A 14473-nucleotide genomic window follows, 5' to 3' on the forward strand; every position below is an offset into this window, starting at 1 on the left:
CTGTACGCCACGTGACCGCCGCGTGCTGTCGGTGGTCCCGCGTAGGCTTGCAGACGCTATGACGAAGCCCTCTCTCCCCGATCTGCTCCACGCCGCCGTCTCCGCCGTCGGCGGCACCGAGCGGCCCGGCCAGGTGGCCATGGCCGAGGCTGTCGCCGACGCCGTGGACGACCAGGCCCACCTGCTGGTCCAGGCCGGCACCGGCACCGGAAAGTCCCTCGGCTATCTGGTGCCGGCGCTGGCCCACGGCGAGCGGGTGGTGGTGGCCACGGCCACCTTGGCCCTCCAGCGCCAGCTCGTCGAGCGCGATCTGCCGCGGACGGTCGAGGCGCTCCATCCCCAGCTGCGCCGCCGGCCGCAGTTCGCGATGCTCAAGGGCCGCTCGAACTACCTCTGCCTGCACCGCCTCCATGAGGGCGTCCCGCAGGAAGAGGAGGACGGCCTCTTCGACGTCTTCGAGCAGGCGACGCCGACCAGCAAGCTCGGCAAGGACCTGCTGCGGCTGCGCGACTGGGCGGACGAGACCGAGACCGGCGACCGCGACGACCTGACCCCCGGCGTCTCCGACCGCGCCTGGGGCCAGGTCTCGGTCGCCTCCCGGGAGTGCCTGGGCGCCTCGAAGTGCGCCTACGGCGCGGAGTGCTTCGCCGAGGCGGCCCGGGAGCGGGCCAAACTCGCCGACGTGGTGATCACCAACCACGCGCTGCTGGCGATCGACGCCATCGAGGGCGCCCCGATCCTGCCGCAGCACGAGGTCCTGATCATCGACGAGGCGCACGAGCTGGTCTCCCGGGTCACCGGCGTGGCCACCGGCGAGCTCACCCCAGGCCAGGTCAGCCGGGCGGTCCGGCGCGCCGCCAAGTTGGTCAACGAGAAGGTCGCCGATCAGCTCCAGACCGCTTCGGACACCTTCGAGCGCCTGATGGAGCTGGCCCTGCCCGGCCGTCTGGAGGAGGTCCCCGAGGACCTGGGGTACTGCCTGATGGCGCTGCGGGACGCGGCCCGCACGGTGATCGTCGCCCTCGGTTCGACCCGCGACAAGTCCGTCCAGGACGAGGACGCGGTCCGCAAGCAGGCCCTGGCCGCGGTGGAGAACGTCCACGACGTCGCCGAGCGGATCGTGAACGGCTCCGAGTACGACGTGGTCTGGTACGAGCGCCACGACCGGTTCGGCGCGTCGCTGCGGGTGGCGCCGCTGTCGGTCTCCGGCCTGCTGCGGGAGAAGCTCTTCACCGACCGTTCGGTGGTGCTGACCTCCGCCACCCTCAAGCTGGGCGGTGACTTCAACGGCGTGGCCGCCTCGCTGGGCCTGGGCCCGGAGGGCACCGCGCGCGAGGACGAGCCGGTGTGGAAGGGCCTCGACGTCGGCTCGCCCTTCGACTACGGCAAGCAGGGCATCCTCTACGTCGCCAAGCACCTCACCCAGCCCGGCCGGGAGGGCAGCCGCGACGACATGCTCGACGAACTCGCCGAGCTGATCGAGGCGGCCGGCGGTCGGACGCTGGGGCTCTTCTCGTCGATGCGGGGCGCCCAGGCCGCGGCGGAGACGATGCGCGGCCGGCTCGACGTCCCGGTCCTGCTCCAGGGCGAGGAGACCCTCGGCGAGCTGATCCGGACGTTCGCGGCGGACGCCAGGACGTGCCTGTTCGGGACCCTGTCGCTGTGGCAGGGCGTGGACGTGCCGGGGCCGAACTGCCAGCTGGTGGTCATGGACCGGGTGCCCTTCCCGCGGCCGGACGATCCGTTGATGAGCGCCCGGCAGAAGTCGGTGGAGGAGGCCGGCGGCAACGGCTTCATGGCGGTCGCGGCGACCCATGCCGCGCTGTTGATGGCCCAGGGGGCGGGCCGTCTGGTGCGGGCCACGGGGGACCGAGGCGTGGTGGCGGTGCTGGACCCGCGGGTGGAGCGGGCCCGCTACGGCTCCTTCCTCCGCAAGTCCATGCCGGACTTCTGGTACACCACCGACCGCAATCTGGTCCGCGGTTCACTGGCCCGCATCGACCAGGCGGCCAAGGCCGCCGTGGGCGAGGGTGCGGCGGGCGCGGACGCGGCGGGGGAGTAGCGGGCCCGTCGGGGCAGCACAGAGCCCCGGGACGGAACCGGCGCAGTGGTTCCGTCCCGGGGCTCGGTCGTGGGGGCCGGGCGGTCAGACCCGGCGCAGCACCGCGACCACCTTGCCGAGGATCGTCGCCTCGTCACCGGGGATGGGCTGGTACGCGGCGTTGTGCGGCAGCAGCCAGACGTGGCCGTCCTCGCGCTTGAAGCGCTTGACGGTCGCTTCGCCGTCGAGCATCGCGGCGACGATGTCGCCGTTCTCGGCGACCGGCTGGCGGCGGACGGTGACCCAGTCGCCGTCGCAGATCGCGGCCTCGATCATGGAGTCGCCGACGACCTTCAGCACGAACAGCTCACCGTCGCCGACCAACTGGCGGGGGAGGGGGAAGACGTCCTCGACGGACTCCTCGGCGAGGATCGGGCCGCCGGCCGCGATCCGGCCGACCAGCGGGACGTAGGACGCCGCGGGCTTGCCGGCGGTCTCGGTCGCCGCGCTCGTGGGCTGGTCCGAGGCGCGCACCTCGTACGCCCGCGGGCGGTGCGGGTCGCGGCGGAGGAAGCCCTTCCGCTCCAGCGCCATCAGCTGGTGGGCGACGGACGAGGTGCTGGAGAGCCCGACGGCCTGCCCGATCTCCCGCATCGACGGTGGATATCCGCGCCGCTGCACCGAATCCCGGATCACTTCGATCACGCGGCGCTGGCGGTCGGTGAGTCCGGAACTGTCGGCGCGAATACCCGGCGGGCGCCCCGGGAGCGAGCGGGTCGGCTTGTGCTCTTCGGAGTCCGACGTGGTGTCGTCCATCGGCCGCGGTGCCCTTTGCGGTTGCTCGAATCGGCTCGGGGAGTGGCTTTGTGCGGTGATGGTCGCGCTGTCTGCGGTGGTGGTCACGTCGGCCCCTCTCGAAATGTTCTCCCTAGTTAGCCAACGGTAGTTGCTTTCGAAAGGTTGCGCCAAACACACGTTCGAGTGAAAAATTCCGCGATTGGCTGACCTGATCAAGCAGCGAGGTGTATGGCCGAATGGCAATTCGGGCCTCCGGGACGTCCTGCCCCGGATTCCCGTCCGGAATCCCCTGCGGAATGCCGGCTGGAACCCGTCCCGAAAAGCGGCGGGCGGTACCGCGGCGGAGCTTCTCCGCGGCCTCGCCGATTGTGTCATCCCCGCCCCTCCGGTCCCCGCGCCGGGTGGCTTCCCGTACTCTCGTGGACGGCCCGCCGGCCCGCCGCCGCCGCGACACGCGGTAGGCAGATATAAGCGCCCCGACACCACATGTAGTGCTTAGATGCGTTCGGCCTCCTACAAGTTGTGGTGTCGGGTCTGTCGGGCCCCAAGGATCGCCTATGCTTGTGACTGCTCCGAAGGGCCCGTACGGACCGGCCGGAGGTCAGTCGCCGTACGCCGGTTCTCTTCGGCGTGCGTCCGTTTCCGAGGGTGAGGAGGGTGGAGCCATGCACTGCCCCTTCTGCAGGCACCCGGACAGCCGGGTCGTCGACAGCCGCACCACGGACGACGGGACGTCGATCCGTCGGCGTCGCCAGTGCCCGGACTGCTCCCGCCGTTTCACGACCGTCGAGACGGCGTCGCTGATGGTGATCAAGCGGAGCGGGGTCACCGAGCCCTTCAGCCGCACCAAGGTCATCGCCGGGGTGCGCAAGGCGTGCCAGGGGCGGCCGGTCACCGAGGACGCCCTCGCCAAGCTCGGCCAGCGGGTCGAGGAGGCGGTGCGTGCCACCGGCAGCGCCGAGCTGACCACCCATGACGTCGGGCTCGCCATACTGGGCCCGCTGCAGGAACTCGACCTCGTCGCGTACCTGCGCTTCGCGTCCGTCTACCGGGCGTTCGACTCGCTTGAAGACTTCGAGGCGGCCATCGCCGAGCTGCGTGAGCAGCGCGAGCAGGGGCCGCCCGCGCACGGCGGGAGTGACGAGGAGGCCGGCGACCCGGCCGTTCCCGTGCCCGCCACCGCTGCCGACTGAGTTCGGCACGCATCCAATCCTGAACCGGGGCGAGAGCAGGGCGCCCCGGTTCCGGCAAGACATACACCGTGCCACGGAATTTGTGTGCACATATGGGCGTTTGCCCGTATAGGGAGGCGGAATGACAGAGACGACGAGCGGCCCGGCACGAGGCTCCCGCGCCAAGGGCAGCAAGGCGAGCAAGGGTCTGCGCATCGAGCGCATCCACACCACCCCCGGCGTGCATCCGTACGACGAGGTTGAGTGGGCGCGCCGTGACGTCGTCATGACCAACTGGCGCGACGGCTCGGTCAACTTCGAGCAGCGTGGCGTCGAGTTCCCCGACTTCTGGTCGGTGAACGCGGTCAACATCGTCACGAGCAAGTACTTCCGCGGCGCGGTGGGCTCCCCGGCCCGCGAGTCGAGCCTGAGGCAGCTCATCGACCGCGTGGTCAAGACGTACCGCAAGGGCGGCGAGGACCACGGCTACTTCGCCTCCGCGGACGACGCCGAGATCTTCGAGCACGAGCTGGCCTACGCCCTGCTCCACCAGGTCTTCAGCTTCAACTCCCCGGTCTGGTTCAACGTCGGCACCCAGCAGCCGCAGCAGGTCAGCGCCTGCTTCATCCTCTCCGTGGACGACTCCATGGAGTCGATCCTGGACTGGTACAAGGAAGAGGGGATGATCTTCAAGGGCGGCTCCGGCGCCGGCCTGAACCTCTCCCGCATCCGCTCCTCCAAGGAGCTGCTGTCCTCCGGCGGCAACGCCTCCGGCCCGGTCTCCTTCATGCGCGGCGCCGACGCCTCCGCCGGCACCATCAAGTCGGGCGGCGCCACCCGCCGCGCGGCCAAGATGGTCGTCCTGGACGTCGACCACCCCGACGTCGAGGCGTTCATCGAGACCAAGGTCAAGGAAGAGGAGAAGATCCGCGCGCTGCGCGACGCGGGCTTCGACATGGACCTGGGCGGCGACGACATCACGTCCGTCCAGTACCAGAACGCCAACAACTCGGTCCGCGTGAACGACGAGTTCATGAAGGCCGTCGAGTCCGGCTCGAAGTTCGGCCTGCGCGGCCGGATGAGCGGCGAGGTCATCGAGGAGGTCGACGCCAAGGGCCTGTTCCGCAAGATGGCCGAGGCCGCCTGGGCCTGCGCCGACCCCGGCATCCAGTACGACGACACCATCAACCACTGGCACACCTCGCCGGAGACGGGCCGGATCACCGCGTCCAACCCGTGCAGCGAGTACATGCACCTGGACAACTCCTCGTGCAACCTCGCCTCGCTCAACCTCCTGAAGTTCCTCCGCGACGACGACAAGGGCAACCAGTCCTTCGACGCCGCGCGGTTCGCCAAGGTCGTCGAGCTGGTCATCACGGCCATGGACATCTCGATCTGCTTCGCGGACTTCCCCACCGAGAAGATCGGTGAGACCACCCGCGCCTTCCGCCAGCTGGGCATCGGCTACGCCAACCTCGGCGCGCTGCTGATGGCCACCGGTCACGCCTACGACTCCGACGGCGGCCGCGCGCTGGCCGGTGCCATCACCTCGCTGATGACCGGCACCTCCTACAAGCGCTCCGCCGAGCTGGCCTCGGTCGTCGGCCCGTACGACGGCTACGCCCGCAACGCCGACGCCCACAAGCGCGTCATGAAGCAGCACTCCGACGCCAACGGCGTCGCGCTGCGCATGGACGACCTGGACACCCCGGTGTGGGCCGCGGCGACCGAGGCATGGCAGGACGTGCTGCGCCTCGGCGAGAAGAACGGCTTCCGCAACGCCCAGGCGTCGGTGCTGGCCCCGACCGGCACCATCGGCCTGATGATGGACTGCGACACCACCGGCGTCGAGCCGGACCTGGCGCTCGTCAAGTTCAAGAAGCTGGTCGGCGGCGGCTCCATGCAGATCGTGAACAACACGGTCCCCAAGGCGCTGAAGCGGCTCGGCTACCAGCCCGAGCAGGTCGAGGCGATCGTCGCCCACATCGCCGACCACGGCAACGTCGTCGACGCCCCCGGCCTCAAGCTGGAGCACTACGAGGTCTTCGACTGCGCCATGGGCGAGCGCTCCATCTCCCCGATGGGCCACGTCCGCATGATGGCCGCGGCCCAGCCGTTCCTGTCCGGTGCGATCTCCAAGACGGTCAACGTCCCGGAGACCGCCACCGTCGAGGAGATCGAGGACGTCTACTTCCAGGGCTGGAAGCTCGGCCTGAAGGCCCTCGCGATCTACCGCGACAACTGCAAGGTCGGGCAGCCCCTCTCCGCCAAGAAGAAGGAGGAGGAGGAGAAGAAGCCCGAGGCCGTCGCGCAGACCGCCGAGAAGAAGGTCGTCGAGTACCGCCCGGTCCGCAAGCGCCTCCCCAAGGGGCGCCCGGGGATCACCACGTCCTTCACGGTCGGCGGTGCCGAGGGCTACATGACCGCCAACTCCTACCCGGACGACGGTCTCGGTGAGGTCTTCCTGAAGATGTCCAAGCAGGGCTCGACCCTCGCGGGCATGATGGACGCCTTCTCCATCGCGGTGTCGGTCGGCCTCCAGTACGGCGTGCCGCTGGAGACCTACGTCGCGAAGTTCGTCAACATGCGCTTCGAGCCGGCCGGCATGACGGACGACCCGGACGTGCGGATGGCGCAGTCGATCGTCGACTACATCTTCCGCCGCCTGGCGCTGGACTTCCTGCCGTTCGAGACCCGCTCGGCCCTCGGCATCCACTCCGTGGAGGAGCGTCAGCGCCACCTGGAGACCGGCTCGTACGAACTGCCCGAGGACGAGGTCGACGTGGAGGGCCTGGCCCAGTCCGCACCGCGGCAGATCGAGCCGCCGAAGGAGGCCGCGCCGGTGGCGAAGGCCGTCGAGGAGGCCGCGGCGCCGGCTCCCAAGCAGGCGCACACCAACGCCGAGCTGGTGGAGATGCAACTGGGCATCAACGCCGACGCGCCGCTGTGCTTCTCCTGCGGCACCAAGATGCAGCGGGCCGGCAGCTGCTACCTCTGCGAGGGCTGCGGCTCGACCAGCGGGTGCAGCTGAGCCCGGCGCCCCTCGGGGCGGCGGCCGATGACCGGCCGCCGGGCATGAGCTGAACAGGGCGGCGGCCCCGGATGACCCGGGGTCGCCGCCCTGCCGTGCTGGGAGGCCGGCGCGGTGCCGGCCGGCCCAGGGGGGGAGGGTCGGCCTACGCCGGGACCTTTGCCGCACGGAGGAATGCCGTGACGGTCCGGGTGAAGCGTTCCGGGGCGTCGAGCCAGGGGTAGTGACCGGCCCCCGGCTGGACGGTCAGGGCGGCGCCCGGCAGCAGTGCGGCGACCTCCTCGGCGACGCGGGGCAGCGGGCCGCTGTCCAGGGCGCCCACGAGGAGCAGCACCGGCGCGTCCAGCGCGGCCAGGGCGGCCCGCGTCGCGGCCGGGTCGAAGGCGCCGGCGGCGGCGTACCGCTCCCCGGCCTCCTCGTTGCTCTGCGGCACCTCCTGCGCGGCGTGCCGTTGCGCGGCCGCGTCCCAACGGCCGTAGAAGAACGGCGCGATGGCGTCCCAGTCGGCGTCCGTTGCGGTACCCGACCACACCGCCTCGTAGCTGCGGTACGCGGCCGGGAACCACGGTTCGGCGGACCGCAGGGCGGCGGCTTCGCGCCGGTGCTCCTCGGTGAAGTCGATCCCCAGGGCGCGGGCCCGGGCGGTGACCAGGGTGAGGCTGCGGATCCGGTCCGGGTGACGGGCGGCGTGGAGCAGGGCCAGGTCGCCCGCCGCGGAGTGCGCGAGGACGTCCACGCGGTCGAGTCCGAGGTGGGCACGCAGCGTTTCGACGTCGTCGACCTGCCGGTCGCAGCGGTAGGTCGCCGGATCGGCCGGCACGCCGGATTCACCGGTGCCGCGCAGATCGAGCCGGATCAATTGGCGGTGGGCGGCCATTCCCCCGAGATCACCGAGGTAGGCGGAAGCGCGCATCGGTCCGCCGGGCAGGCAGAGCAGCGGTTCGCCCTCCCCCACGACGTGATAGGCGAGCGGGGTCCCGTCGGGCGCGGTGAGAACAGGCATGGCGGCAATCCTCGGTATGTGGGAACGGTGCGGCAAGGGGTGATGAGGGGGCTGGCGGACGGCAGTGGACGGCAGTGGAAGCCGGTGAACGGAGGAAGGAGGAAGGAGGAAGGAGGGAGGGGGAAGGCGGGAATGGAGGAACGGGTGAATGGCGGAATGGCGGAATGGCGGAAGGGGGGAAGACGGCATTCCCCTGGGCAGGGTGGGGCGGGAGAGCCTTATGTGGTGGCGGGGGAATTGCTCGGTGGGGGCGGCCCTCCCGACGTGGAACGCGGGCGGGCGGACGACGGGTGCGCCGCGCCCCGGGAACGTCGGAGGGGAGGCGGCTCGTCACCGCCTCCCCTCCGCGTCCGTCGACCGAGCCGTCAGCCGCCCATCAGCCTGCTGAACGCGTCCGGTTCGGCGTCGAACCCGCGTAGTACGGACCGGAACCGCCATTCGCCGGACGCGTCCCGCGCGAACTCGGCGACGGTCGCCGCGGTGGCGTCCGCGACCCCGGCGAAGTCCTCGTGCGCGAGCCTGCTGTAGCCCTCGCGCACCTCGATGAGGGTGTTCGCCACCTCGCCGAAGACCCGCCGGCCGTGCACCTGTTGGATCACCACACCCACCACGACGCGGGAGTAGCGCTCGGACAGTCGCTCCAACTCCAGCGTCATGACCTCGTCGTCGCCGAAGCCCTGACCGGTGCGGCTGTCGCGGTTGAGGGTGATGGTGCCGTCGGGCGACCGGCTGTCGAAGTGCACCAGATAGGCCGGTTCGCCCTGCGGCGCGTCCGTCGTGTACGTCGCCGCGATGATGTCCAGGTCGATGTCCGGCTCACCGATGGGGCTGGGATCCCATCCGAGCGCCACCACGACCTTCTCGATCCCTTTGTTGAGCGTGCTCACCGGGCTCCCCTTCCGTCAGCTCCCGCGGCCCAGCCCGTCCGCGTCCCCGCGGACAACTCCCCGGGATTTCCCCGTGTTCGACCATCGTCCCACGCTGCGGGGAAACCCGGCCCCGTATGCGCGCAGCCGCGCGCGGCGTCTGCGCCCCCGCTCGGAGCGTTCCGAAGGCGCGAGGCGTGCTTTGCCGACAAGTCGGCTTTGCCGTGCGGTAGTTCAGCGGGGTGATGGGCGGCTCGGTGCGGCCTGTCCGCGCCGCCCCGGGGCGACCGGGGTCACCGTCACTCCCCCGTAAGGGAGTTCGGGCGGTCGATAGTCGGTGAACAGGGGTTTCGGTGGCTGTCGGGCCGTACGATGGCGCGGTGCTGGTCAAGTGGATTCGCCTCACCGTCGTGGACCGCCGAGGGTTCGAACGGGGGCAGCGGAAATGGGCCGGGCTCTTGGGCGAGCCCGGCTTCCGGGGGCAGGCCGGGGGCTGGAGCCGGTCCCGCCCCGGTGTGGCCCACCTGGTCGGCTTCTGGGAGAGCCGGGCGTTCTACGACTCCTTCATGGCCCGCTCGCACGACCGGTTGGCGGCCGCCCAGTCCGGCACCTACAAGGACACCCAAATCCGGCTGTTCGAGCATGAATTCGACGTGAAGGTGGGGTTCCGGCCGACGTTCGGGGACGCGGACGTGTTGCGGTTGGCGCACTGCCAGGTGCGCCCGGACCGGGTCGAGCACTTCGTGCTCATGCAGGAGAAGGTCTGGAACCCGGCGATGGCCGGATCGCCCGGCATGCTCCGGGGGATGGTCGGCCGGGCGCCGGGGGAGGAGTTCCTGGTCCTGTCGATGTGGCAGTCGGCGGCCGAGCGGGGCAAGTACCGCCCGGAGCGGGTGGAGCGGCTGGCGCTGCGCGCCCAGATAGCCGCCGACGTCCAGGCCATCGCGGGCGACGTGGTGCAACTCGAGCCCTCCTGGACGGTGTGAGCGCGACGCTCGACCGGCCCGCTGCGGCGACCGGTCCGTGCCGTGGACCGGGGCGCGCCACCGGCCGGTCGGAGCCGGAACGGGGACGGCGCTCGCGCCGAGCCCCCTCCACGCAATGGCTACTCCTGTCGCCTTAGTGGCCGCATGGCGCGCCGTCCCCCACGCCGTCATGTCGCGCGAGCCGCGAGGGCCGACGGGTCGGGGCGCCGACCCAAGCGCACGACGCCCCGCCGGCCCCGCCCACCACGCCCGGCATGTACAGGGCAGGCGATCTAGGCTGGCCGCATGGCCAGGCCCCGACGCATCGTCCTGCTCCGCCACGGCGAGTCCGTGGGGAACGTCGACGACACCGTCTACGAGCGCGAGCCCGACCACGCGCTCGCCCTGACCCGGACCGGGCTGCGCCAGGCGCAGGAGGCCGGCCACCGGCTGCGCGCGATGTTCGGCAACGAACGGATCTCCGCCTACGTGTCGCCCTACCGCCGCACCCACCAGACCTTCCGGAGCCTCGACCTGGACCCCGGCAACGTCCGGATCCGCGAGGAGCCCCGACTCCGCGAGCAGGACTGGGGCAACTGGCAGGACCGTGACGACGTACGGCGCCAGAAGGCCTACCGCGACGCCTACGGCCACTTCTTCTACCGCTTCGCACAGGGCGAGTCCGGTGCCGACGTCTACGACCGCGTCGGAGCCTTCCTGGAGAGCCTCTGGCGCAGCTTCGAGGACCCCCACCACCCGCCCAACGTCCTGATCGTCACGCACGGCCTCACCATGCGGTTGTTCTGCATGCGGTGGTTCCACTGGTCGGTCGCCGACTTCGAATCGCTGTCCAACCCGGGCAACGCCGAATGGCGCACCCTGATCCTCGGTCCGGACGGCCGCTACGTCCTCGACCGGCCCTTCGACCGCTGGTGCGAACCCGAGCCGTACGGCATCACCGGTTAAAGTGCACAGCGATGACGACCCCCGACCCCCGTGACGCGCACCGCTGTGCGCGGGCTCTGGCGAGCCTGCGCGGTCTCTCCGTGGGCGACGCCCTCGGAGCGCAGTTCTTCGTCCCCGCCCACTACCCGACCCTCAAGCGCCGCGAGCTGCCGCCCGCGCCCTGGCGGTGGACCGACGACACCGAGATGGCCTGTTCGGTCCTGGCCGTCCTCACCACCCACCACCGCGTCGACCAGGACGCCCTGGCCCGCTCCTTCGCCGACCGCCACGACGACGCCCGCAACTACGGCCGGGCCGTCGACCGCCTGCTCCGCCTGATCCGGGGAGGCGGCGACTGGCGCGAGCTGTCCGCCGCGCTCTTCAACGGCCACGGGTCCTGGGGCAACGGCGCCGCCATGCGCATCGCCCCCCTCGGCGCCTGGTACGCCGACGACCCCGAGCAGGCCACCCACCAGGCGGAGATCTCCGCCTACCCCACCCACCAGCACCGCGAAGCCGTCGTCGGCGCCATGGCGGTGGCCGCCGCGGCCGCCCTGGTCGCCGACCCGGACCGGACCCTCCGCCCGGAGGAGCTGATCGACGGCGTACTGGCCCTCATCCCGCGCAGCGCGGTACAGGCCGGCCTCCGCCGGGCCCGCGACATGCTCGACTACGCCGACCCCGGCACCGTCGCCGCCGTCCTGGGCTGCGGGCGCCGCACCAGCGCCCACGACACCGTGCCGTTCACCCTGTGGGCCGCCGCCCGCAACCTCGGGAACTTCGAGCAGGCGTTCTGGACCACCGCACGGGCCGGTGGCGACGTCGACACCACCTGCGGCATCGTCGGCGGCATCGTCGCTGCGTCCCCCGGTGGTGCCCCGCCCCGGGAATGGCTCGACCGCACCGAGCCGCTCCCCGCCTGGACCCCCGCCCTCTGACCGCCGCCCCCGCACCGCCTGCCCGCCCGACCCGTCCGCCCCGCCACCCAACGGGCCGTGCCGACGGGTGACTTCACCCACCGTGCCCGCCTGCCGCGCGCCCGCCCGGCCGCCCGAACCGACCCGCCGAAGGGCGCTCCGGCCCGCCGCGTCCGGCTCTTCGGACAGGCCCGTGGGCGCCAGCTTCGGATCCGATGCGGACGGCCGCGCCGAATAGGCGTAATCTGGCTGGCGCCATGCCGTACGAGCCCCCCACCCATACCGTCGAACGATCGCTGCGCGCCACCACGGGCGCCAAGATCGTCGCAGGGATCGACGAGGTCGGGCGCGGAGCCTGGGCCGGCCCGGTCACCGTCTGCGCCGCCATCACCGGACTGCGCCGACCACCGGACGGACTCACCGATTCCAAGCTGCTGACCCCCAAGCGCCGCACCGAGCTCTGCGAGGTGCTCGCCACCTGGGTCACCTCGTACGCCCTGGGGCACTCCTCTCCGGAGGAGATCGACGCCCTGGGCATGACCGCGGCACTGCGGCTCGCCGCCGTGCGTGCCCTGGAGGCACTCCCGGTCCCACCGGACGCGGTCATCCTCGACGGCAAGCACGACTACCTGGGCGCGCCGTGGCGGGTCCGTACGGTCATCAAGGGAGACCAGTCCTGTATCGCGGTCGCCGCTGCGTCCGTGATCGCCAAGGTGCAACGGGACGCCATGATGGCCGAACTCGGTCTGGAGTACGCCGACTTCGACTTCGCGACCAACGCCGGCTACCCCTCGCCGACCCACCGCACCGCCCTGGAGGAGTACGGTCCCACGCCGTACCACCGGGTGTCCTGGTCCTACATGGACGCCCTGCCCAGGTGGCGGCACCTCAAGAAGGTGCGCGTCACCCCCGAAGCAGCCGCTCTGGAGGCCGGAGGCCAACTCGGCTTCGACTTCTGAGCGGAGCGGGGCAGGAATTCGGTACCCACTGACATGTCCCGCACCTACGTTTGATAGACATCCCTTTATGCCTCTCATCCCCGAGGAGCCTCAGATTCACGAGAGTGTCCCGGGTCCCCGCGCAACTCCGGCCGCCGGCCGCACCGCGCCGACCCCCCGTCCCGTCCCTGGTCCTGGTCCCCGCCCCGCCCCGCCGCGAGGCGCCCCGGCTTCCAGCGCCCGTCCGGGCAAGCCCGGCCCCGCCGCCCCGTCGCGCGGGCCCGTTCCCGCCCCGCCGGTGCAGCGCACCGACTCCCCGCAGCCGCCGGTCGCCCCGACCGGCACCGCCGCGGGCCCCCAGCTCCAGCTGATCCCGGCGCCCGCCGGGGGAGCTGTCGACGCCGCCGACGAGGCCGTCGACCTGCTCCTCGACTCCGGCCGCCCGCCGGGCGAGATCCTGGTGCTGACCACCGGCGAGAACCACCCGTGGGCCACCCACGAACTGTCCTTCGGCGCGGCGTCCTACTGGGCCCAGCAGGACGCCGCCGACGACGTGTTCTACGCCGACGCCGGCGCCGAACGCGTCACCGGGCGGCCCGTCGTGGTCGTCGCCGTCAACGACGGCAACGCCGTCAACGACGGCAATGCCGCCAACGAAGACGCCACCGCGCGGGCACTGCCCGCTGCCCTGGCCCGAGCCGGAGCGCTGCTGATCGTCTGCGGCGACCCGGAGCGGATCAACGCGGTGCTCGGCGCCCACGCCTGATCGCCGCTGCCCGGCGTGGCCCGCCGGCCCTCATGGCCGGTCGGGCTCGTTGGCGCGCCCGGACTGCGGGCGTCCGCCCGGGCCCGCGGCGCTCAGCGCGACGCCCGGCTGCGCCGGGCGTCCGCCGTACCGCCGGCAGTCCGCACGGACGCGCCCCGACCGCCGTTCCGCGGCTGCTCGCCCGGCGCGGCACTCCGCGCCGACGGCACATGCTGCGCGGCCGCCTGCCCCTGGCCGGACGGCATGTCCTGGGGGGCGGCCGGCCCCCCAGGGGGCCGCACGTCACGCGGCGGTGCCGCAGGCGGGGGAGTGACGTCCCCGGGGGCGGCTGCTCCGGTCCCGCCGCGCGCGCCGTGGCCGGGGCCCGCGCGCACCGCGTCCGCACCATGGGGCTTGCCGGGGGCCGGCGCCCTGGGCCGCCGCCCGCCCCGCCCTTCGCCCAGGACCTGCCAGTGGTCCCGGGTCAGCGCGATGAACGCCCCGCAGCGGAGCCCGTGCAGGGTGCAGGCGTCCCGCAGCCCCCACATCCACGCACCGTCCGCCTCCGTCCACCGGAGCCCGTCCTCCCGGCAGTGCAGAAGCACGGCCGTCCGGACCGGAACGCGCAGCCGCAGATCGTGCGGAATGACCCGACGCAACTGGTCCAACAGCGCGTTGCGGTACGCCCAGCCGTCGGGGGCCACCGTCGGAGCGGTGAACGACGCGCTGGCGACGACCCGTTCCTGACCGTCCAGCACCGCCACGATCACGCTGGACGGACCCGGCAGATGGAGGCCGTACAGGTCGGCGACGACGTCACGGGGGTTGCGCAGGAGGGGGATTCCGGCCGACGCCCACTCCGCAGGTTCCAACAGTCGCCCCAGGCGAGCGGTGGAATCGGCCGATTCGGGCGGCGGGTCCTGCGGGGGCCGGGCGAATCCGAAGGCCATCGTCCTCCCTTCGTCTGCGCGTCCACGCTCCGGGCTGCTACCGGGCGCGCCGGCGCACCACGGCATGACCCTGTCGGACCGCGCACGGCCGGACACCGGGAA

General features: G+C 72.0%; 11 protein-coding genes and 1 pseudogene. 8 read left to right on the forward strand and 4 right to left on the reverse strand.

From position 1 onward, the window contains the following. Positions 1–58 precede the first annotated feature (58 nt). A complete protein-coding gene (locus ACJ6WD_RS32725; protein WP_407617099.1) occupies positions 59–2062 on the forward strand; it encodes an ATP-dependent DNA helicase in 2004 nt (667 codons plus the stop codon). Positions 2063–2146: 84 nt separating this feature from the next. Here ACJ6WD_RS32725 and lexA read toward each other — a convergent pair whose 3' ends face one another. Then, positions 2147–2944 (reverse strand): transcriptional repressor LexA, encoded by a 798-nt coding sequence (gene lexA / locus ACJ6WD_RS32730; RefSeq protein WP_037633651.1) that lies wholly within the window; start codon positions 2942–2944, stop codon positions 2147–2149. 560 nt (positions 2945–3504) lie between these two features. Between lexA and nrdR the strand changes: the two genes are divergently transcribed. Together nrdR and ACJ6WD_RS32740 are read left to right on the forward strand one after the other, a co-directional pair. After that, the gene (nrdR, locus tag ACJ6WD_RS32735) at positions 3505–4032 is read left to right on the forward strand and encodes a transcriptional regulator NrdR (RefSeq protein ID WP_016572372.1); all 528 of its coding nucleotides are present in this window, start codon (positions 3505–3507) and stop codon (positions 4030–4032) included. A 121-nt stretch (positions 4033–4153) separates the two neighbouring features. Then, positions 4154–7042, forward strand: coding sequence for a vitamin B12-dependent ribonucleotide reductase (locus tag ACJ6WD_RS32740; protein ID WP_407617100.1), 2889 nt, complete (start codon positions 4154–4156; stop codon positions 7040–7042). A gap of 145 nt (positions 7043–7187) precedes the next feature. Here the strand turns inward: ACJ6WD_RS32740 and ACJ6WD_RS32745 are convergent, their stop codons facing one another. Both ACJ6WD_RS32745 and ACJ6WD_RS32750 read right to left on the reverse strand, forming a co-directional pair. Further along, entirely contained in the window at positions 7188–8045 is an 858-nt protein-coding gene (locus tag ACJ6WD_RS32745) for an alpha/beta hydrolase (RefSeq protein ID WP_331248642.1), read from the reverse strand. Positions 8046–8410: 365 nt separating this feature from the next. Further along, positions 8411–8932, reverse strand: coding sequence for a TerD family protein (locus tag ACJ6WD_RS32750; RefSeq protein WP_233660304.1), 522 nt, complete (start codon positions 8930–8932; stop codon positions 8411–8413). A 359-nt stretch (positions 8933–9291) separates the two neighbouring features. Here ACJ6WD_RS32750 and ACJ6WD_RS32755 point away from each other — a divergent pair, with 359 nt between their 5' ends. The 5 genes from ACJ6WD_RS32755 to ACJ6WD_RS32775 all read left to right on the forward strand — a co-directional run bounded on the left by ACJ6WD_RS32755 (position 9292) and on the right by ACJ6WD_RS32775 (position 13442). Further along, on the forward strand, positions 9292–9897 hold the full coding sequence (locus ACJ6WD_RS32755; RefSeq protein ID WP_016575347.1) for a YdbC family protein: 606 nt from the start codon (positions 9292–9294) through the stop codon (positions 9895–9897). 285 nt (positions 9898–10182) lie between these two features. Continuing rightward, on the forward strand, positions 10183–10842 hold the full coding sequence (locus ACJ6WD_RS32760; protein ID WP_016575346.1) for a histidine phosphatase family protein: 660 nt from the start codon (positions 10183–10185) through the stop codon (positions 10840–10842). 11 nt (positions 10843–10853) lie between these two features. Beyond that, entirely contained in the window at positions 10854–11759 is a 906-nt protein-coding gene (locus ACJ6WD_RS32765; RefSeq protein ID WP_037633649.1) for an ADP-ribosylglycohydrolase family protein, read from the forward strand. Between the two features lie 236 nt (positions 11760–11995). Next, a complete protein-coding gene (locus tag ACJ6WD_RS32770; RefSeq protein WP_016576566.1) occupies positions 11996–12697 on the forward strand; it encodes a ribonuclease HII in 702 nt (233 codons plus the stop codon). A 67-nt stretch (positions 12698–12764) separates the two neighbouring features. After that, a complete protein-coding gene (locus tag ACJ6WD_RS32775; RefSeq protein WP_407617101.1) occupies positions 12765–13442 on the forward strand; it encodes a hypothetical protein in 678 nt (225 codons plus the stop codon). A gap of 383 nt (positions 13443–13825) precedes the next feature. Here ACJ6WD_RS32775 and ACJ6WD_RS32780 read toward each other — a convergent pair. Continuing rightward, positions 13826–14371: pseudogene (locus tag ACJ6WD_RS32780) on the reverse strand (hypothetical protein); the annotation flags it as partial. Positions 14372–14473: the final 102 nt, after the last annotated feature.

The organism is Streptomyces sp. VTCC 41912 (genome assembly GCF_045799175.1).
Lineage (GTDB): Bacteria > Actinomycetota > Actinomycetes > Streptomycetales > Streptomycetaceae > Streptomyces > Streptomyces albulus_C.

Coding starts and splice junctions, on each gene's coding strand:
- ACJ6WD_RS32770 (WP_016576566.1), top strand. CDS start 11,996: ATGCCGTACGAGCCCCCCACCCATACCGTCGAACGATCGCTGCGCGCC.
- ACJ6WD_RS32725 (WP_407617099.1), top strand. CDS start 59: ATGACGAAGCCCTCTCTCCCCGATCTGCTCCACGCCGCCGTCTCCGCC.
- ACJ6WD_RS32775 (WP_407617101.1), top strand. CDS start 12,765: ATGCCTCTCATCCCCGAGGAGCCTCAGATTCACGAGAGTGTCCCGGGT.
- nrdR (WP_016572372.1), top strand. CDS start 3,505: ATGCACTGCCCCTTCTGCAGGCACCCGGACAGCCGGGTCGTCGACAGC.
- ACJ6WD_RS32740 (WP_407617100.1), top strand. CDS start 4,154: ATGACAGAGACGACGAGCGGCCCGGCACGAGGCTCCCGCGCCAAGGGC.
- ACJ6WD_RS32745 (WP_331248642.1), bottom strand. CDS start 8,045: ATGCCTGTTCTCACCGCGCCCGACGGGACCCCGCTCGCCTATCACGTC.
- ACJ6WD_RS32760 (WP_016575346.1), top strand. CDS start 10,183: ATGGCCAGGCCCCGACGCATCGTCCTGCTCCGCCACGGCGAGTCCGTG.
- ACJ6WD_RS32765 (WP_037633649.1), top strand. CDS start 10,854: ATGACGACCCCCGACCCCCGTGACGCGCACCGCTGTGCGCGGGCTCTG.